Source organism: Roseateles sp. YR242 (assembly GCF_900109745.1).
GTDB lineage: Bacteria > Pseudomonadota > Gammaproteobacteria > Burkholderiales > Burkholderiaceae_C > Roseateles.
The window spans coordinates 78,397-97,981 of record NZ_FOAV01000002.1 but is presented as its reverse complement, the minus strand read 5'-3'; the positions used below and the strand labels follow the sequence as shown (position 1 = coordinate 97,981).

Sequence of the window (19,585 nt, the reverse complement as noted above, 5' to 3'; positions counted from 1 at the left end):
GAGGGTCCCGGCCACCCGGCGTGGCCAGTTGCGGCTGTGGTCGTCTCCACGACGACGGCCGCGCCTTGGATCGAGGGAAGTACGGGAAGGGACAGCCAGACATGACGACGCAGTGGGATCGCCGCCAATGGTGCGGCGCCAGCCTGGGGCTGGTGGCGGGCGCGTTGGCGCCGGGCCTGGCAAGCGCCCAGGCGGACCGCCAGCAGGACAAGGCCGCCCGGCCCGCACGCAGTGGGGGCGACAAGCCCGGCGAGCTGCGCTTTGGCACCGCCGAGCGCCCGTTCTCGGCCCGTTCGCCCTGGAACTGCCGCCCGGTGGACCCGGTGCTGGAGGGCTGGGCCATTCCCAAGGACGCCTATTTCCCGGCCATCGAGAGCCACAAATATTCCACCGGGGTGTTCCTGTGCAGCCCGGACGACAAGCCGCTGCGGGTGCTGGGCCTGAACCCGCGCGGCATCTGGGACCCGGATGCGGAGGCCTTCACGCCGGAGGTCGTCATCCCGCGCTGGCCGGCGGATGTGCTGCCAGCAGCCGGATCGGACGGCCATGCGGACCTGGTGGACGTGCAGGCCGGGGTCATCCATTCCTTCTTCCAGCTCAAGCGCGACGGTGACCAGTGGCGTGCCCAGCAATACGCCTGGACCCCGCTGGACGGCCGTGGCTGGGGCGACCCGGCGCACTACTTCCAGGGCGCCCGTGCCGCGGGTGTGCCCACGATGGGCGGGCTGATCCGCAGCCACGAGATCGAGGACGGCGACAGCGTCTACCGCCATGCGCTGGCCTTGTCGCTCACGTTCTCCGGCCTGAGCCCGGCGCCGGGTTATGTCTTCCCGGCCACCTCGGCCGACCGTGGGGTTGAGCAGAACAAGGGGCAGATCCCCGAAGGCGCCTTGCTGATGCTGCCGTCGGACTTCGAGATCCGCGCCCTGGGCGATGCGAGCATGCGCAAGATCGGGGAGACGCTCAAGCGCTATGGCGGCTACGTGGTGGACCGCAACTACGGCACGCCCTTCGTGATCTATGCCGAGATCGGCAGCCGGTTCCCCATCGTGCTCAAGGGGGGCTGGAACAGCCAGGTGGCCAATGACCTGGAGCGGTTGCGCGCCAACCTGCGACAGGTGAAATCCGTCAAGGGCTGGCTGGACGGCCATGACCGGCCGACCGACCTGGAGGCGTCTTTGAACCTGATCTCCATGCGGGGCGACTGGCGGGTGCAGCGCGGCACCGCCAAGGCGCGCTTCGACACCTGGCGCCAGGCCGTGACCTTCGAGGATGCCAAGGACGCCGTGCTGGCCGTGGAAGGCAACCGCCAGGTCTCCGGTGTGTACTGGGCCCGCCCCAAGCCCGGCCAGGCCTGCAAGCTCACGGCGCGCTGCAGCGGTGACGCGCGCTTGCGCCTGGAGCTCAAGGACAGGAACGGCCGGACGCTGGTGGACAGCGGCGAGCTGGAGAATGGCAAGACCGCCAGCTTCGACTGGCCGGACGGCTACGCGGTGGCGCGCAGCTCGGTGCGTGCGGCCGGCAGCGGCTCGGCCGGGGCCGATCTGCGGGTGGTGTCTGCCGCATGAGCACCGCACCGATGCCCCCAGCCTCCTCGGCCGGCACCCCCCTGTCCACGGTGCCGGACCCGTCGGTGATGACCAAGGTCACCGACCGCCCTGGCGACACCCCCTCACCATCCCGGGCTGGCACCGCCGGCCCGGCGGCGTCCCCTGCCATCCACCCGCCTGCGCTACCCGACAGGTTTCCCACCCGTTCATCAAGGAGTCCCGTGAAGGTCGCGTATCTGGTCAACCACTACCCCAAGGTCAGCCACACCTTCATCCGCCGCGAGATCCTCGCCCTGGAGAAGCACGGCGTGCCGGTGCAGCGGCTGGCGGTGCGCGGCTGGGACGATGCCGCCCCCGACCCGCAGGACCAGGCCGAGAAGGCCAAGACCCAATACCTGCTGCAAGGCGGCCTGGGTGCCCTGGCCAGCGCGTTTGTCGGCGAGGCCGTGCGTGCGCCGGGGCGGTTCTGGTCCGCCTTCAAGCTGGCCCTGCGCATCGGCCTGCGTGCCGACCGGCCGTGGCCGCTGCACATGGTGTACCTGGCGGAGGCCTGCGTGGCCTTGCGCATGCTGCGCCAGAGCGGTGCCACCCACGTGCATGCGCACTTCGGCACCAACTCGGCCGAGGTGGCCATGCTGGTCGAGGCGCTGGGGGGGCCGGGCTACAGCTTCACCGTGCACGGCCCGGAGGAGTTCGACAAGCCGGAGTTCCTGCACCTGGGCGAAAAAATCCGCCGGGCGCGTTTCGTGGTGGCCATCACCTCGTTCTGCCGCAGCCAGCTCTACCGCTGGGTCGACCGGCAGCACTGGGGCAAGGTCCGTGTGGTGCATTGCGGCCTGGAGCCGGCCTTCCATCAGGTCCGGACCGAGCCGCCTGCGGGCCGCCGGCTGGTGTGCGTGGGCAGGCTTTCCGAACAGAAGGGCCACCTGCTGCTGATCGAAGCCGCCGCGCTGGTGGCGGCGCAGGAACCTGACTTTGAACTGGTGCTGGCAGGCGACGGCGAGCTGCGGGGCCCCATCGAGGAGCGCATCCGCGCCCACAAGCTGGAGCAACATGTCCGTATCACCGGCTGGATCAGCAGCGACCAGGTCCGGCAGGAACTGCTGGAGGCCCGTGCGCTGGTCCTGGCCAGCTTCGCCGAAGGCTTGCCGGTGGTGGTGATGGAGGCCATGGCGCTGGGCCGGCCAGTGGTCAGCACCGGCATCGCCGGGATTCCCGAACTGGTGCTGCCGGAAGAGAATGGCTGGCTGGTGCCGGCGGGTGATGCGCCGGCCCTGGCAGCTGCCATGCTGGCCTGCCTGCGTGCGGACGACGACACCCTGCAACGCCTGGGCCATGCGGCCCGCCAGCGTGTGCTGGTGCGTCATGACGTGGATGTCGAGGCCGAGCGACTGGCCGACCTCTTCCAGGAGTACGCCCATGCTTGAGCTGTTGCACAGTCTGCCGTGGCTGTTGGTGCTGCTGTTGAGCCTGCTGCTGGCGGTGCCGGCCGTGCTGCTGCTGGGGCAGGTGCTGCTGGCCCTGGTGGCGGGCCGCCCCCTCGCCGACTATCCACGCCCCGGGCGTATTGCCGTGGTCATGCCGGCCCACAACGAAGGCCGTGGCCTGCGGCCCACGCTGATGCAGGCGATGGCGCAGTTGGGCCCCAAGGACCGCATCCTGGTGGTGGCGGACAACTGCACCGACGACACGGCCGCCCAGGCGCGTGAATTCGATGTCACGGTGGTGGAGCGTACGAATGCCACCCAGCGCGGCAAGGGTTTTGCGCTGGATTTCGGCGTGCGCCACCTGGAGGCACTGGCGCTCCAGGAAGGTCATGCGCCCGACGTGGTGGTCATCCTGGACGCTGACTGCGAGCTGGGCCCGCGCCTGCTGCCGCGCATTGCCGGCGTGGCGGCGGCCACCGGCCGCCCGGTGCAGGCCACCTACCTGATGCATGCGGCCAATGACGGGCTGAAGGCGCGCATTGCCGAATTCGCCATGCGTGTGAAAAACCTGGTGCGCCCGCGCGGCATGCATCAGCTGGGCCTGCCCTGCGGGCTGTATGGCACCGGCATGGCCTTTCCCTGGGACGTGGCGGTGAAGGCGCCGCTGGCCAGCGGCCATCTGGCCGAGGACATGCAGCTGGGCGTGCGCCTGGCCCAACTCGGCGCGCCGCCGCTGCTGTGCGAGGACGCGCTGGTCACCAGCGTCTTTGCCAACAGCCAGGAAGGCGCTGCCAGCCAACGCACCCGCTGGGAGCACGGCCACCTGGCCATGCTGGTGGGCGAGGGCCCGGGCCTGCTGTGGCGGTCGCTACGCCCTGGCCGTGGCGCCTTGTTGCTGCAGGTGCTGGACATGCTGGTGCCGCCGCTCACTTTGCTGGCGTTGCTGCAGGTGGGCTGGCTGCTGGTCACGGCCGTGCTGGCGCTGGTGCTGGGCTGGCAGGCCCCCCTGGTGGTGGCCCTGCTCAGCGTGCTGATGCTGGCGGCGGCCATTGTCATTGCCCAGCAACGCTGGGCTGATGACATCCTGAGCCTGGGCGAACTGGCGGGCGCGCCGATGCTGCTGCTGGCCAAGGTGCCGCTCTACCTGCGCTTCGTCTTCAAGCGCCAGGTCGAGTGGGTGCGGACCAAACGAGACCTGTGATGGGACCTTTCACCTCATGAGTGCGACCTTGCCGATGAATGCTCCCGCCCCTGTCCTGCCCACCATCGCGGTGGACGGGCTGCCTTTCGTGAACTCGACCGTGTCGCAACTGGCGGACCACATCGTCACCGAGGCCCAGGCCGGGCGCGGCGGCTGGGTGGTGACCCCCAATGTGGACATCCTGCGCCGCTGGCGCCTGGAGCCCGAGTTCCGGGCCCTGGTGGCGGACGCCAATGTCTTCACCGCCGACGGCCGCCCCATCGTCTGGGCCAGCCAATTGCAGGGCACCCCCCTGCCGGCACGCCTGACGGGGTCCGACCTCTTTGTGCAACTGGTCGAGCGCGGCCATGCCGCGGGCCTGCGCCTGGCGCTGATCGGTGGCAACGAAGGTTCTGCCGAAGCCGCCGCTGCGCGGCTGGTGCCGCAGGGCCGCGAGGCCACCGTGCGTTGCCTGTGCCCGCCCTTCGGGTTTGAGCAGCAGCCGGCCGAGATGGCCCGCCTGGAGCAGTTGCTGACCGACTGGCAGCCCCAGATCGTCTTCATCGGCCTGGGCTCGCCCAAGCAGGAGAAGACCATTGCCCGGCTGCGGCCGCTGGCGCCTCAGGCCTGGTTCCTGGGCGTGGGCGTGAGCTTCAGCTTCGTGGCCGGCGATGTGCAGCGTGCGCCGGGCTGGATGCAGCGCAGCGGCCTGGAATGGGTGCACCGGCTGGTGCAGGAGCCCGGCCGGCTGGCGCGCCGTTATCTGGTGGACGGCATCCCCTTCGCGCTGGGCCTGCTGTGGCGGGCGGCGCGTGCCAAGAAGCACATGGCGCGATGAAGCGGCGCTGCCACGTGAACAACCGATTGAATCGAATGAACGGACCGAGGGGCATGCATGGCCTTGTTTGATGTGCTGATGCCGGTGAAGAACGGCGAGGCCTTCCTGAGCCAGGCGCTGGCCAGCGTGCAGGCGCAGACTGAACGCGACTGGCGGCTGGTGGTGCTGGACCATGGCTCCACCGACCGCACCGCCGAGATCGTGGCTCGCGCGGCTGCGCAGGACCCGCGCATCGAGTTGCATCCCTTTCCGCACGCCCCTGGCCTGGCCGGTCTGCTCAACGAGGGGCTGGGTCTGGTCGAGGCGCCTTACCTGCTGCGCATGGATGCGGATGACGAATGCCTGCCGGAACGCATGGCACTGACGCATGCCGCCTTCGAGCGCGATGCCGACGTGGTGCTGGTGGGCGGGCAGTCCATCATGATCGACGCGCAGGGCCGCGAGATCGGTGTGATGAAGCACCCGACCGACAAGGAGGAGCTGGCCCGTTGTGCGCTGTTCCGCAACGTGTTTGCACACCCCACGATCAGCCTGCGCAGCCAGGCGGTGGCGGACCGCGGCATCCGCTACGGCCAGTCGATGTTCCGCAGCACCGATCCACAGGCCGACATCCAGGTGCCCAACCTGGCCGAAGACTACCTGCTCTTCGGCGAAATCGCGCTGCAGCGCCAGGGGGTCAACCTGCCGCAGAACGTGCTGCGCTACCGCTTCCATTCGGGCAGTGTCAGCCGGCAGAAGTATTGGGACCAGTTGCAGATGTCCGGCCGCATCTCGCGCCATCTGGGCGGGCTGCTGTCCCGCTGGGCAGGGCAGGCGGCCTTTGATCCGGTGCCGTTCTGCTCGCATGGCCAGGCGCTGATCGACGTGCAGGGCCGCCGCGACTATGCGCAGGACTATGCCCGCATGGTGCACACGCTGGCGCGCGCCGGTGTGGCGTGGACGGGCGAGGCCGCCGAGCGTGAACTGCGCTGGCGCCGTACCTTTGTGGACCGCCACCCGCTGGGGCTGGCCTCGCGGGCCCTGCGTTTCGGCCTGGGCGGGCGCGCCGACCCCTGGGAAATGCGCACGGCGATGAATGCACTCAAGCAGCAGATCCGTGGCCGGGCACGGCTCCAGATGGAGCCGGTGCCGACCTGAAGAACACCAGCGGCGCTGCGCCTGCGGCCCGATGAAGAATTGATTTGAGGGAAATCCGATTGAGACGAGTTCTTGTCGTTCGAGATGAATTGCTGCCGCTTTCCGAGACCTTCGTGCGCCAGCAGGCGCTGCACCTGAGGGACTGGCGAGCCACCCTGGTGGGGCAGCGCCTGTGTCCCAACGGGCTGTCGCTGGAGGGCCTGGACTACCAGGTGCTGGACCTGGTGCCGGCCAGCGCGGCCGAGGCCCTGGGCTGGCGCCTGTACCGCCGGCTCGGCTGGCCCATGCCGGCGGCCTTGAGCCGCCTCATGGCGCCGGATGGCGATGGTGAGCGGCCGGCTGTGGCGCACGTGCACTTCGCCACTGATGCGGTGCAAGCCTGGCCGTGGCTCAAGGGTCTGGGCCTGCCGGTGGCGGTCACGCTGCACGGCTACGACATCCATACCCGGCCGGACTGGTGGGAGAGCGGGCAGGGCGGCGAGCACATGCGTGACTATCCGCAGCGCCTGCGCGCCATGGCCCAGGACCCGCGCGTGTCCTTCATCGCCGTCTCCGAGGCCGTGAGGGCCCAGGCCATCGCCGCCTATGGCATCGACCCCGAGAAGCTGCACACGCTGTTCATCGGCGTGGATACACAGGCGTTTTCGCCCTCCGGCCTGCCTGCGGGCGAGCGTGAGCCGCACATTCTCTTTGTCGGCCGCCAGGTGGAGAAGAAGGGCCTGGAGGTGTTGATCCGCGCCATGAGCCAGGTGCACCAGCGCTTCCCGCAGGCCCGTGTGAAGGTGGTGGGGGACGGCCCCTTGCGTGAACGCATGGAGGCTCTGGCGCAAAGGCTGGACGTGCCGGTGGACTTCCTGGGCGCCCAGCCCAGCCACGTGGTGCGCGAGCTGCTGGCCACCGCCAAGATCTTCTGCCTGCCCAGTGTCGTCAGCCAGTCCGGTGATGCGGAGGGGCTGCCCATCTCCATCCTGGAGGCGCAGGCCTGTGGCGTCCCGGTGGTGACTTCGGCCATGGGCGGGCGTGATGAAGGCATCGAGCCGGACCGCAGCGGCTTCGCGTTTCCCGAAGGGGATCCTGAGGCCCTGGCCGCGCAACTCAACCGCCTGCTGGGCGACCCGGCGTTGTGCAATGCCATGGGCCGGGCCGCGCGTGAACTGGCCACTCGCAAGTTCGACATCCAGGTCTGCCAACGGGCGCTGGAGTCCTTCTACAGCGCGCGTGCGGGAGGTGCGCGTTGAGCGGCATGATGCACAGCGTGCGCTGGCTGAGCGTGGCGCAGGCCAGCAAGGTGCTGGGCCAACTGGTCAGCGTGGTGGTGCTGTCGCGGCTGCTGCCGCCGTCGGCCTATGGGGTCATGGCGCTGGCCGGCGTAATGCTCACCTTCGCCAGCCTGCTGCGGGACCTGGGCACCGGCGCGGCCATCATCCAGCGCAAGAACCTCTCGCCTGTGCTGGCGGACACGGTTTTCTGGCTGAATGTGGCCATGGGCCTCGGCCTGGGGCTGATCCTGGCGGCGGCCGCCTATCCCATCTCGCTGTTCTTCCGCGAGCCGGAGCTGTTCCCGGTGATGCTGCTGATGTCGCTCGGCTTCCCGCTGGGCGCGGTGACGGCGGTGCATCAGGCCTGGATGGAGCGGCATGCGCGCTTCCGTGAACTGGCCATCCTGGATGTCTTCACGCAGGTGGGCGGGCTGTGCCTGTCCATCGGCTGTGCGCTGGCGGGTTGGGGCGTGTACGCGTTTGTGGTGCCGTCGCTGTTCACCATTGGCGTGAGCAGCACCTGGTTGTGGTTCAAGTCCGGTTTCAAGCCGGGGCGGCAATGGAGCCGCGAGGAGTTCCGCTCCCTGTGGGGATTCAGCGGCAGCCTCACGGCCTTCAACTTCATCAACTACTTTGCCCGCAATGCGGACAGCATGATCATCGGCCGCATGCTGGGGGCGGGCCCGCTGGGCCAGTACGGCATGGCCTACAAGCTGATGCTGTTCCCGGTGCAGCACATGAGCTGGGTGGTGGGGCGAGCCCTTCTGCCGCGCCTGAGCGGCATCCAGGACGATCTGCCGGCGGTGCGTGAGGTTTACTTCAAGGTGCTGGGTGGCATTGCCCTGCTGAGCATGCCCATCATGGTGGGGCTGTGGTCGCTGCGTGATCCGTTTGTGGCTGTGGTGCTGAGCGCCAAGTGGGCCATCGTGGCGCCGCTGCTGGGCTGGCTGGCGCCGGTGGGCATCATGCAGTCGCTGATGAGCACCATCGGCAGCACGCTGACATCGCAGGGCCGTACGGCGGCGCTGTTCCAGCTGGGCATCTTCAACACGGCGACGGTGCTGGCGGGGTTCTTCCTCGGTGCGCAATACGGCGTGGTGGGTGTAGCGGCGGGTTACTTCGTGGCGAACTCGGTGAACTTCGTCGTGACGGTGGTCTGCATGGGCCGCTGGCTTCAGGCCACGCCGGGCCCGCTGTGGCGTCAGATGAAGGCGCCGGTGGTGTCTTCGGTGGTGATGGCGCTGGTGCTGTATGGGGCCGGCATCGGTTTCGAGCACATCGTGTTACCACTGAAGCTGCAGCTCGGCATGCTGATTGCCGTTGGCGCCGCGGTGTACCTGGGCGTGTTGGGGCTGGCATTCGGCCTGTCTCCGCAGAGCCTGCTCAGGACGCTGAAAGGCAAGTCATGAGTGATGGATCAGGTTCGCGCCTGCCCGGTATTGATGCACTGCGCATCTTTGGTGCGGTGCTGGTGGTGGGGCTGCATGTGGGGCTGTTTCCGGAATGGCCGCATGCGTTGATGGAGGTCAGCCGGGCGATGAGCCGCTGGGTGGTGCCCTTCTTCTTCCTGGTGATGGGCTTCTTCATCGGGCAGCGGGCCTTGATCGGGCCGACCGCGCTGGTCACGTCCGGGCGGCTGTTGCAGATCACCCTGGTGTGCACGGTGCTGTATGGCGTGCTCAACCTGCTGCAGCTGGGGCTGCGCGGCGGGGTGGAGCGCATGATTTCGCCGGAATTCATCGTGCGAGGCGCGTGGGGCCACCTGTGGTTCATGCATGCCGCGCTGGCGGGCCTGCTGCTGGCGGCGGCCCGGCCCGACTGGTGGCAGCCGCGTGCGGCCTGGTGGGGCATTGGCGTGGTGCTGCTGGGTTGCAGCGGCCTGGATTCGATGTTTGCGATGGGCCGCATTGACTGGCCCACGATGTTTGCAAGCCGCTTCCTCTCGGGTGTGGCGATGGTGTGGCTTGGCATCAAGCTTGCGAGCGTGCCGCGAGAAGCCTTGGCACGGCGGTGGCCGGTGCTGCTGGTGGCGGGCCTGGTGCTGATGGTGCTGCAGGCGTTGGCGGTGCGCTTCAAGGGTGGCGAGCCTGCGGAGATGCAACTGCATGTCGGCGCCGTGGTGCTCGGTGTTGCGGCATTGGCGTTGGGGCTGGCGCTGCCGGCCTCGGCGGGGCTGGAGCGGCTGGCGGGCTGGGGCCGGCGTTATGCGCTGGGCCTGTACCTGCTGCATCCGATGATCATCGAGCTGCTGCGGGTGGCGGGTGTGCGCCGCAGCGATGTGTTGTGGCTGGGGGCGGCGGTGCTGACCCTGCTGTTACTGTGGGCTTCGGAACACCTGTTCCCGAAGGGCAAGGCGGTGTTGGATGGGCGATGAACATTGGTTCCGCAGCCGCAGCGCCTCACCGATCTTTGATGTGAGAAATGTTCATGAGTGAATTGCCCTTGGTCTCGGTCTACATGCCGACGCAGAACCGGCTGGCGTCGATGCGCGCCGCGGTGGAGTCGGTGCTGGGGCAGACCTATCGGAATGTGGAGCTGGTGGTGGTGGACGATGGTTCGACCGACGAGACGCCTGCTTACCTGACCGAGATGGCGCAGCGCGACCCGCGGTTGAAGGTGTTGCGGCATGAGAAGGGCAAGGGCGCGTGTGCGGCCCGCAATGAGGCGATCCGTGCGTCCACCGGTGTGTTCCTGACGGGCCTGGACGATGATGACGAGTTCAAGCCCCACCACATCGAGGCGTTGCTGGCCTATTGGCAGCTGCTGACGTCGATGGGGGACGACCCGTCCATGCTGTATGTGCAGTACGAATTCCGTAGCGGCGACCGGGCCTGGTACAGCGCCAAGGTGGGGCGTTGCACGGCGGAGATGATGCTGGACGCCAACCACGTGGGCAATCAGTTGTTCGGGCCCCGGGAGCGTTTTATTTCGGCGGGCTTGTTTGATGAAGAGATGCCGGCGTGGCAGGACCTGGAGTTCTTCTACCGCATCCTGAAGCTGCATGGGCCGGCACGTTTGCTGGACCTGCCGACCTATGTGTTTGATGTGTCGCCGCGGCCGGACCGGATTTCGTCGAAGTCCAAGCAGAAGGTGCTGCGTGCCTGCCAACTGATGTTTGCCAAGCACGGGCAGAACAATGGGCGGGTGATGCAGTTGATGTTGCTGCAGGTGTTCTCGGAGTATTACGGCTTCCGGCCGGATGCGACGGACATGCGCCAGTTCATGAAGCTGGGTTGGTGGGCCGAGGGCTGGTACCAGATGGTGCGGCGCTGGCTGCGCGAACCGGCGAAGGTCTGAGAGACCGGCGTATGCGGGCTGAGTATGCCGCGGTGATCCGCACGCATGTCTACACACCGCTGTTGGAAGCGGTGGTGGCGGGCCTGAAGGCGCAGACGTGCCCACCGGCGCGCATCGTGTTGGTGGATTCGTCGCGCAGCCCGGCGGTGCGGGCGCAGCTGCAGCGGCTGGGCGAGGTGGTGCCGTATCCGGACGGGCCGTTCAATTTCTCGCTGGCGATCAATGTGGGGATGGCAGCGGTTGAGGAAGCTCATGCGTTGCTGATCAGTGCGCATGTGTGCCTGGCGGGGCCGTCCGTGGTTGAAGACAGCTTGAAGGCGGCACAGGCGGTGGGGGCCGAGGTGGTGTATTGGCGGTTCGCGCATGAGGGTGTGAACCGGGACACCCTGATCGGGCCGGCAGAGTTCGACGGCTACAACGGTTTGTCCAACGCCTGCGCTTATCTGCCCACCGCGCTGGTGAAGGCCCGGCCGTTCCGGGCCGATGTGTTTTCTGCCGAGGACCAGGAGTGGGCCGCCTGGTATTTCAAGTCGCATCACGGGAAGGTGCTGCGGTGCGATCGGCTGGATGTGAAGTACGAGAACCCGCATCTCAATGAGCGCAAGGTGATCAACGAGGAGTTGGCGATTGCCTACTTTGCGTATCCGCGGAATCGGTGGCCCGACAAGATCGCGTCTCGGTTGGGACGGGCGCTGTTGGCCTTTGTTCGTGGGCGGAAGAAGCGGGCTCTCATGCATTGGGAGATCGCGCGGGGGCTGTTCTTGATGTGGTTCAGGGCGCCGCATGGCACGTCAAAATACTTTTGAGCTGGGGATGGAGAAGCTTTCTTTGTCCGCGCTGGAAGCCGCCGAGCCGGGGGGTATTTGCTCCATGTCCCTCCTGTCTGGCTTCGCCAGCCATTCCTTCCTTGACTTACGCAAATACCCCCCGGCTCGTCGGCTTCCGATAGCGAGGACCGCCACCGCCACTCCTACTGCCACTGCCACTGCCACTGCCACTGCCACTGCCACTGGTGTTGGTGTTGGTGTTGGTGTTGGTTTTGATCGGTGGGGAGGGTGGGCTGGTGGCAGTACGTTGCTGGGTGGGGAGGCGGTATGCGCCTGCCTGTGGGGGTGCGTGGGAGGAGCTGAGGAGCGCAGGACTGTGAGGCGCGCGCGGAGCGCGTTTCAACATCTGACTGGCCGGCACATGTTTGACCGTAGCGAGCCGAAGGTGAGCGGAGGGAGTTGGACGGCCGCCTCGCAGTCCGAGCACCGGAAGGGAGTCTTGGGGGCGGAGCCCCCAAGACCTCCGGATTCGCACCCCCACAGGCAGGCGCATACCGCCGGGCGCTCCGACGCCAACTCAAGCAGGAGCCACCACCCGAAGGGAGACAAATTATTGGGAACGGACCCAGCAAGACCTCCGGACGCACACCCCCACAGGCAGGCGCATACCGCCGGGCGCTCCGACGCCAACTCAAGCAGGATTCTCAGCCACCCCTCTGAGGGGGGCCAAGAAAGAAAGTTGAAGTCCTATTGGCCCGAAAATAGGGTCGTTGAGAGCAGCGATCGGGAGATCTCGTGAAAGTACTCGTTACCGGCGCGGCCGGCTTCATCGGCATGCATGTCAGCCAAATCCTGCTCGCGCGTGGGGATCAGGTGGTGGGCGTGGACAACCTCAACGATTACTACGACCCGACGCTGAAACACGCCCGTCTGGCCCGGTTGACGCCGCATCCGTCCTTTTCGTTTGTGCAACTGGACGTGGCCGACCGTGAAGGCATGGCCAAGCTGTTTGCCGACCATGGCTTCGACCGCGTGGTGCACCTGGCAGCACAAGCCGGCGTGCGCTATTCGCTCGTGAATCCGCATGCGTATATCGAGTCGAACATCTCCGGCTTCACCAACATCCTGGAAGGCTGCCGCCATCACAGCGTGGACCACCTGGTCTATGCCTCCAGCTCCAGCGTGTACGGCGGCAACACCCTGATGCCGTTCAGCGAGCATCACAGCGTGGACCATCCCGTGAGCCTGTATGCGGCGACGAAGAAGGCCAACGAGCTGATGGCGCACACCTACAGCCACCTGTTCAACCTGCCCACCACCGGCCTGCGGTTCTTCACCGTGTACGGCCCCTGGGGCCGGCCGGATATGGCCCTGTTTCTGTTCACCAAGGCCATCCTGGCCGGTGAGCCGATCAAGGTGTTCAACCATGGGCAGATGATTCGCGACTTCACCTACATCGACGACATCGCTGAAGGTGTTGTGCGGGTGCTTGACCGCACCGCCACCACGGATCCCGACTACGATCCCGTGCAGGCGGACCCCGCCCGTTCAAGCGCGCCGTACCGGGTATTCAACATCGGCAACCACAATCCGATTCCGCTGATGGGCTTCATCGAAGCCATCGAGCAGGCGCTGGGCCAGGAGGCGAAGAAAGAATTCCTGCCGCTGCAGGATGGTGACGTGCCCGCCACCCACGCCGATGTGGAAGAGCTGGCCGCGTGGACCGGCTTCCGTCCCGCGATGCCGGTGCCGGAAGGCGTGAAGCGCTTTGTTGCGTGGTATCGAGACTATTACAAGATCTGAGACAGAACGCCGACGTTTGTCGGCGATGCTGGCATCCGGTTTGCTCACCGGGCGCCGGCATCAATGAATTCCTCCGGGCCGCCCCTGGTGGCGCGGAGGCCTCTGAATCTGGGCAGTATTTGGAATGACCCCTGGGAGTTATCGCATGAAAGTAACGACGATTGGCACCGGCTATGTGGGCCTGGTCACGGGCGCTTGTCTGGCCGAAATGGGCAACCACGTGGTGTGCCTCGACGTGAATCCCGACAAGATCCGTGTGCTGAACGAGGGTGGCATCCCCATCCACGAACCCGGCCTGGACGCTGTGGTGGCGCGCAATGTGGCCGCCGGCCGCCTGCAGTTCACGACGGATGTGGATGTGGCGGTGAACCACGGCACCGTCCTGTTCATCGCGGTGGGCACGCCCCCGGGTGAAGATGGCTCAGCCGACCTGCAATATGTGCTGGCGGCTGCGCGTTCCATCGGTCAGCGCATGACCGATTACAAGGTGGTGGTGGACAAGAGCACGGTGCCGGTGGGCACGGCCAGCAAGGTGGACGCTGCCATCCGCGAGGAGTTGGCCAAGCGCGGCGCGACGGCGAATTTCGCGGTGGTGTCGAACCCGGAGTTCCTGAAGGAAGGCGCTGCGGTGGACGACTTCATGAAGCCGGACCGCATCATCGTGGGCTCGGACGATGAGCAGGCCACGCTGATGATGCGCGCGCTCTATGCCCCGTTCACCCGCAGCCACGACCGGCTGATGGTGATGGACGTGAAGAGCGCCGAGTTCACGAAGTACGCCGCCAATGCGATGTTGGCCACCCGCATCTCCTTCATGAACGAGCTGGCACTGCTGGCCGAGAAGGTGGGGGCGGATATTGAGCTGGTGCGCCGCGGGATTGGTTCGGACCCGCGCATCGGTTATCAGTTCCTGTATGCGGGCGCCGGTTATGGCGGTTCGTGCTTCCCGAAGGACGTGAAGGCGCTGGTGCGCACCGGCCGTGAATACGGCCAGGAGCTGCAGGTGCTGAATGCGGTGGAAGACGCCAATGACCGGCAGAAGCTGGTGCTGGTGGAGAAGGTGGTGGAGCGCTTCGGCGAAGATCTGGCGGGCAAGCGGTTTGCGCTGTGGGGGCTGGCATTCAAGCCCAACACCGACGATATGCGTGAGGCGCCGGCGCTGACCATCATCGAAGGACTGACCAAGCGCGGCGCCGCGATCGCGGCCTACGATCCGGTGGCGATGAGCGAAGCCTCCCGGCTGCTGTCGACCAACCCGGGCGTGAGCTTCTGCGAACGCGCCGAACACGCGCTGGCAGAGGCCGATGCGCTGATCATCGTGACGGAGTGGAAGGAATTCCGGACGCCGGACTTCGACAAGTTCAAGACCGATCTGAAACAGCCGGTGGTGTTTGACGGCCGGAATCTGTATGAGCCGGCGTTGATGAAGTCGCTGGGGATTGAGCACTTCCCGATCGGGCGGAGTGGGAAGATCGCGGCGCGTTAACTCGCTCTTGTGGGGCTTTTGAGGGTGCCTTGGGTTCGTGCGCTGGAAGGCGCCGGCCCGGGCACCTTTTGCTTCATGTCCCTCCTGTCCCTCCTGTCCCGCCCTGCGGGCCATTCCTCCCTTGACTTCCGCAAAAGGCACCCGGGCCGTCACCTTCCGGTCTGCTTGACTGCCTCGGGTGCTGGTGGGTGCCTTCCCTTGGGCAGGGGGGATGGGGGCCTTGGCGCTGCCAAGATGGGATACTTCCGGTCTCATTCCGGAAGTCATCACCCCCATGGTCAAGATCAACAACATCCAGGTCGACAACGCGCTGCCGTTCGTGCTGTTTGGCGGCGTCAACGTGCTGGAATCCGAGCAGTTCGCGGTGGACGTGTGCGGCGAGTACGTGCGCGTGACGCAGGAACTGGGCATTCCTTATGTGTTCAAGGCGTCGTTCGACAAGGCCAACCGTTCTTCCATCAAGTCGTATCGGGGCCCAGGCCTGGAACAGGGCCTGAAGATCTTCGAGGCGGTGAAGAAGGCCCACAACGTGCCGGTGCTGACCGACGTGCATGAGCCTCACCAGGCCGCCGAAGTGGCCGCCGTGTGTGACGTCCTGCAGTTGCCAGCGTTCCTGGCGCGCCAGACGGACCTGGTGATTGCACTGGCCAAGACCGGCAAGGTGATCAACATCAAGAAGCCGCAGTTCGTGAGCCCGCCGCAGATGAAGAACATCGTGGAGAAGTTCGAAGAAGGCGGCAACACCAACGTGCTGCTGTGCGACCGCGGTGCCCAATTCGGCTACGACAACCTCGTGGTGGACATGCTGGGCTTTGGTGTGATGAAACAGGTCAGCGGCAACAAGCCAGTGATCTTCGACGTGACCCATGCCCTGCAACAGCGCGAATCCGGCGCAGCCGCCTCCGGCGGCCGCCGTGGCCAGGTCACCGAACTCGCCCGCGCCGGCATGGCCGTGGGCCTCGCCGGCCTCTTCCTCGAAGCACACCCCAAGCCCGAGGAAGCCCGCTGCGACGGCCCCAGCGCCCTGCGCCTGTCGCAACTCAAGCCCTTCCTCCAACAGGTCAAGGCCATCGACGACCTCGTCAAGTCGATGCCGGCGCTCGACACGAACTGACCTCCACCCGCGCACAGGCACTCGTGGCAGTCACCTGTTCGGAAGGTGACGCTCCGGGTGCTTTTTGCGTAAGTATCCGGGGGAGACCGCGGAGCGGGCGGAGGACTGAGCTCGGATACAAACAGTCCAGTGGACTGTTTGTGCCTAGCGAAGGCCAGGGCCACTGGCCCCTGGCATGGAGCAAAAGGTGCCCGGAGTGGCGCCTTCTGGCGTAGTCAGAGAACCAGCGCAGAACTCAACACCGAGACGATCCGCGACGAGGCGCTCCCATCCCAGAGCGGCGGTCGCCGACCACCGGCCCAGAGCCCGCCTTCCAGCGCATCCAACAGCGCATGCGCCATCGTCAGCACGGTGGTGGCGTCGGTCCCCACCAGCCGGTTGGTCCCCATCTCCACGGTGATTGGCCGCTCCGTATTCTCACGAATCGTGAGGCAGGGCACCCCCAGCGCGGTGGTTTCTTCCTGCAGACCACCGCTGTCGGTCAACACCACCGCCGCCCCACTCCACAAAGAGAGAAACGGCTGATACGACAACGGGGACAGCAGCACCAGCGACGAGGGCAAGTCCAACGACAAGGCCTCGATCCGCCCCCGTGTCCGCGGATGCACCGGGAACAGCAGCGGCAACCGCTCCGACAGTCGCCCCAGCGCCCCCAGCAATGCGGCCAACTGCCCCGCATCGTCCACATTCGACGGCCGATGCAAGGTCACCACCCCGTACCGACCAACAGCAGCCAACGCAGCCTCCTGCTCAGCGCGCCCCGCCCACCCAGCCCGATCCGCCCCCACCACCTGCCGATGCTGATACAGCAGGTTGTCCACCATCACATGCCCCACCTCATGGATGTGGGACTCCGGATGACCCTCACGCCGCAAATGCGCCGTCGCACTGGGCTCCGTCGTGAACAGCCAGTCCGACAACGCATCCGTCGCCCGCCGGTTGATCTCCTCCGGCATCGACATATCCCCGCTGCGCAGCCCCGCTTCCACATGTGCCACCCGCACCCCCAGCTTGCGTGCCGTCAATGCACACGCCAGGGTCGAGTCCACGTCGCCGACGACCACACAGGCCGCCGGCCGGTCCGCCACCACCACCGGCTCATAGGCCTGCATGATGCGCGCCGTCAGCTGCGCATGGCTCCCGCCATGGCAGTTCAGCGACATGTCGGGCGGCGGCAGCCCCAGCTCCTCGAAGAACACACCACTCATCGCGTGGTCGTGATGCTGCCCCGTGTGAACCAGCCGCCAGGCCAGATGGCCATCCGCCCGCAAGGCCCGCACCAACGGTGCCAACTTCATGAAGTTGGGCCGCGCGCCGGCAATCAGATGAAGCAGCGGTGCAGTGCGCATGCCCGGTACCGCTCCGTCCAAATCAGTCGAAGAACTTCGCGTCCGCCAGCAACGGCGCCAACGCGTCCTTGTCCGCCAGCTTCGGCGTCACACCCGTGTCGGGCCAGACGATCCCGATCGCCGGATCATCCCAACGCACCGAACCCTCCGCCTGCGGCGCGTACAGATCCGTCGTCTTGTAGAGAAAGTCCGCCGTCCCGCTCAGCACCAGGAACCCGTGCGCAAAACCCGGCGGAATCCACAACTGGCGATGGTTCTCGCCACTGAGCTCCACACCCGCCCACTTCCCGAAATTCGGGCTGGAACGGCGCATGTCCACCGCCACGTCAAAGACGGCCCCCGCCGTGCAACGCACCAGCTTGCCCTGGGCATGCGGCGGCAACTGGAAGTGCAGGCCACGCAGAACTCCCCGGCTCGAACGCGAATGGTTGTCCTGCACAAAACGCACGTCGTGGCCCACCGCCGCATTGAACTTCGGCTCGGTCCAGCTCTCCATGAAGAAGCCGCGCGCATCCCCGAACACCTTCGGCTCCAGAATCAAGACCTCAGGCAAGGCAGTCGGAATGACGTTCATCAAAACACTTTCTCGTTGAGCAGTTGCTTCAGGTATTGGCCGTAACCATTCTTCAGCATCGGCAGCGCCAGACGCTCCAGCTGTTCCGCCGTGATCCAGCCCTGCCGGTAGGCAATCTCTTCCGGACACGCCACCTTCAAGCCCTGGCGCTTCTCCAGCGTGGCAATGAACTGCCCCGCTTCCAGCAGGCTGTCATGCGTGCCAGTGTCCAGCCAGGCATATCCCCGGCCCATGATCTCCACCTGCAACTGCTGTTGCGCCAGATAACGGGCGTTCACGTCCGTGATCTCAAGCTCGCCGCGCGGGCTGGGCTTGATGTCCGCCGCAATGTCGCAGACCTGCTGGTCGTAGAAATACAGCCCCGTCACCGCATAGTTGCTCTTCGGAACCTGGGGCTTTTCTTCAATGCTGATCGCGCGCTTGTCACCATCAAACGCCACCACCCCATACCGCTCCGGATCCTGCACGTGATAGGCGAACACGGTGGCGCAGTCGGTCCGCGCATTGGCCGAGCTCAACAGGCCCAGAAGATCGTGGCCATAGAAGATGTTGTCTCCCAGCACCAGCGCGCTGGGCGCACCCTGGATGAAGTCACGGCCCAGGATGAAGGCCTGCGCCAGTCCGTCCGGACTGGGCTGCACGCAGTACTGGAGATTGATGCCCCAGCGGGAACCGTCGCCCAGCAAGGCTTCAAAGCGCGGCAGGTCCTGCGGCGTGCTGATGAGCAGGATGTCGCGCATGCCCGCCAGCATCAGGGTGCTGAGCGGGTAATACACCATCGGCTTGTCATACACCGGCAGCAACTGCTTGCTGAGCGCCAGCGTGGCCGGATGCAGCCGCGTGCCAGAACCACCCGCCAAGATGATGCCCTTGCGGGACGGGGGGGAAGTCGGAGAGGTCGTCGCCATGGAAGTTCCTCAGAGAATCTCGTCGAGCATGCGGTCCACGCCCGCTTGCCACTGCGGCAGCACCAGGCCGAAGCGCTGCTGCAGCCGGCCATTGTCCAGCCGCGAATTCAACGGCCGCGGCGCCGGCACCGGGTAGGCCGAGGTCGGGATGGCCTGCACCTGGTCCGGCGCCACCTTGAGCACCACACCCTTGGCCACCGCCCGGCGCAGCACATGCTGCGCGTACGCGTGCCAACTGGTCTCGCCGCTGGCCACGGCGTGATACACCCCCGCCAGCGAGCGGTCCGCCCACGTGGCCCGCACCAGATGAGCCGTCAGGTCGGCCAGCAGATCGGCACCCGTGGGCGCGCCGATCTGGTCCGCCACCACCTTGAGCTGATCCCGCTCCGCCGCCAGGCGCAGCATGGTCTTGGCGAAGTTGCCACCACGGGCCGCATACACCCAGCTCGTGCGCAGCACCAGCGCATCCGCGCCGCTGGCCTGGATCAACTGTTCGCCTTCAAGCTTGGTGCGCCCGTAGACGCTCAGCGGTCCGGTGGCCGCGTCCTCGTTCCGTGGCAACTCGCCGCTGCCATCAAACACATAGTCGGTGCTGTAGTGAACCAGCAGCGCGCCCAGGGCCTTCGCCTCCCGGGCCAGCACGCCGGCCGCAGCAGCATTGATCTGCTGAGCCGCCTCCACGTCCGATTCGGCCTTGTCCACCGCCGTGTAGGCCGCCGCATTGACGATCACGTCCGGGGCCACACGCTTCACGGTGGCGGCCAGCGCCGCGCTGTCCGCGAGGTCACCACCCTCATGACGGTCCAGCGCCACCAGCGTGCCCAACGGTGCCAGTGCACGCTGCAACTCCCAGCCCAACTGACCGTTCTTGCCCAACAGGAGAATCTTCATGATGG

The 19,585-nt window shown here is 66.5% G+C and carries 17 protein-coding genes; 13 read left to right on the top strand and 4 right to left on the bottom strand.

Annotated features, from left to right (window positions below; genetic code table 11):
* Positions 1-101: 101 nt before the first annotated feature.
* From BMY53_RS04105 to kdsA, 13 genes are all read left to right on the top strand, one after another.
* Complete coding sequence (locus tag BMY53_RS04105) at positions 102-1,568, top strand: hypothetical protein (RefSeq protein ID WP_092943971.1); 1,467 nt, start codon at positions 102-104, stop codon at positions 1,566-1,568.
* Entirely contained in the window at positions 1,565-2,977 is a 1,413-nt protein-coding gene (locus tag BMY53_RS04100; protein ID WP_255370023.1) for a glycosyltransferase family 4 protein, read from the top strand. Before BMY53_RS04105 ends, BMY53_RS04100 begins: the two co-directional genes overlap by 4 nt.
* Positions 2,970-4,178, top strand: coding sequence for a glycosyltransferase family 2 protein (locus BMY53_RS04095; RefSeq protein ID WP_092943967.1), 1,209 nt, complete (start codon positions 2,970-2,972; stop codon positions 4,176-4,178). Before BMY53_RS04100 ends, BMY53_RS04095 begins: the two co-directional genes overlap by 8 nt.
* A gap of 16 nt (positions 4,179-4,194) precedes the next feature.
* Positions 4,195-4,995 carry a WecB/TagA/CpsF family glycosyltransferase gene (locus tag BMY53_RS04090; protein ID WP_092943965.1) on the top strand — a complete coding sequence of 267 codons (801 nt, stop codon included), beginning with the start codon at positions 4,195-4,197 and terminating at the stop codon, positions 4,993-4,995.
* Positions 4,996-5,052: 57 nt separating this feature from the next.
* On the top strand, positions 5,053-6,132 hold the full coding sequence (locus BMY53_RS04085; RefSeq protein ID WP_092943963.1) for a glycosyltransferase family A protein: 1,080 nt from the start codon (positions 5,053-5,055) through the stop codon (positions 6,130-6,132).
* A gap of 89 nt (positions 6,133-6,221) precedes the next feature.
* Positions 6,222-7,370 carry a glycosyltransferase gene (locus BMY53_RS04080; RefSeq protein WP_092943961.1) on the top strand — a complete coding sequence of 383 codons (1,149 nt, stop codon included), beginning with the start codon at positions 6,222-6,224 and terminating at the stop codon, positions 7,368-7,370.
* Positions 7,371-7,375: 5 nt separating this feature from the next.
* Positions 7,376-8,800: a lipopolysaccharide biosynthesis protein gene (locus BMY53_RS04075; RefSeq protein ID WP_092943959.1), complete on the top strand. Its 1,425-nt coding sequence runs from the start codon at positions 7,376-7,378 to the stop codon at positions 8,798-8,800.
* Positions 8,797-9,765: an acyltransferase family protein gene (locus tag BMY53_RS04070; protein WP_092943957.1), complete on the top strand. Its 969-nt coding sequence runs from the start codon at positions 8,797-8,799 to the stop codon at positions 9,763-9,765. The genes BMY53_RS04075 and BMY53_RS04070 overlap by 4 nt, the downstream gene beginning before the upstream one ends.
* 53 nt (positions 9,766-9,818) lie before the next feature.
* Positions 9,819-10,688, top strand: a complete 870-nt coding sequence (locus BMY53_RS04065) for a glycosyltransferase family 2 protein (RefSeq protein ID WP_177200707.1) — start codon at positions 9,819-9,821, stop codon at positions 10,686-10,688.
* Between the two features lie 11 nt (positions 10,689-10,699).
* Positions 10,700-11,494, top strand: a complete 795-nt coding sequence (locus tag BMY53_RS04060; protein ID WP_092943953.1) for a glycosyltransferase family 2 protein — start codon at positions 10,700-10,702, stop codon at positions 11,492-11,494.
* Positions 11,495-12,250: 756 nt separating this feature from the next.
* Entirely contained in the window at positions 12,251-13,258 is a 1,008-nt protein-coding gene (locus BMY53_RS04055; RefSeq protein ID WP_092943951.1) for an NAD-dependent epimerase, read from the top strand.
* A 145-nt stretch (positions 13,259-13,403) separates the two neighbouring features.
* On the top strand, positions 13,404-14,744 hold the full coding sequence (locus BMY53_RS04050) for a UDP-glucose dehydrogenase family protein (protein ID WP_092943949.1): 1,341 nt from the start codon (positions 13,404-13,406) through the stop codon (positions 14,742-14,744).
* Positions 14,745-15,018: 274 nt separating this feature from the next.
* Positions 15,019-15,858, top strand: coding sequence for a 3-deoxy-8-phosphooctulonate synthase (gene kdsA, locus BMY53_RS04045; protein ID WP_092943947.1), 840 nt, complete (start codon positions 15,019-15,021; stop codon positions 15,856-15,858).
* Positions 15,859-16,073: 215 nt separating this feature from the next.
* Here the strand turns inward: kdsA and wecB are convergent, their stop codons facing one another.
* The 4 genes from wecB to rfbD are packed head-to-tail and all read right to left on the bottom strand — an operon-like array spanning position 16,074 to position 19,580.
* A complete protein-coding gene (wecB, locus tag BMY53_RS04040; RefSeq protein WP_092943945.1) occupies positions 16,074-17,207 on the bottom strand; it encodes a non-hydrolyzing UDP-N-acetylglucosamine 2-epimerase in 1,134 nt (377 codons plus the stop codon).
* Between the two features lie 22 nt (positions 17,208-17,229).
* Positions 17,230-17,781: a dTDP-4-dehydrorhamnose 3,5-epimerase gene (gene rfbC, locus BMY53_RS04035; protein WP_092943943.1), complete on the bottom strand. Its 552-nt coding sequence runs from the start codon at positions 17,779-17,781 to the stop codon at positions 17,230-17,232.
* Positions 17,781-18,689: a glucose-1-phosphate thymidylyltransferase RfbA gene (gene rfbA, locus BMY53_RS04030; protein ID WP_092943941.1), complete on the bottom strand. Its 909-nt coding sequence runs from the start codon at positions 18,687-18,689 to the stop codon at positions 17,781-17,783. Before rfbA ends, rfbC begins: the two co-directional genes overlap by 1 nt.
* Positions 18,690-18,698: 9 nt before the next feature.
* Positions 18,699-19,580 carry a dTDP-4-dehydrorhamnose reductase gene (gene rfbD, locus BMY53_RS04025; RefSeq protein WP_092943939.1) on the bottom strand — a complete coding sequence of 294 codons (882 nt, stop codon included), beginning with the start codon at positions 19,578-19,580 and terminating at the stop codon, positions 18,699-18,701.
* Positions 19,581-19,585 lie beyond the last annotated feature (5 nt).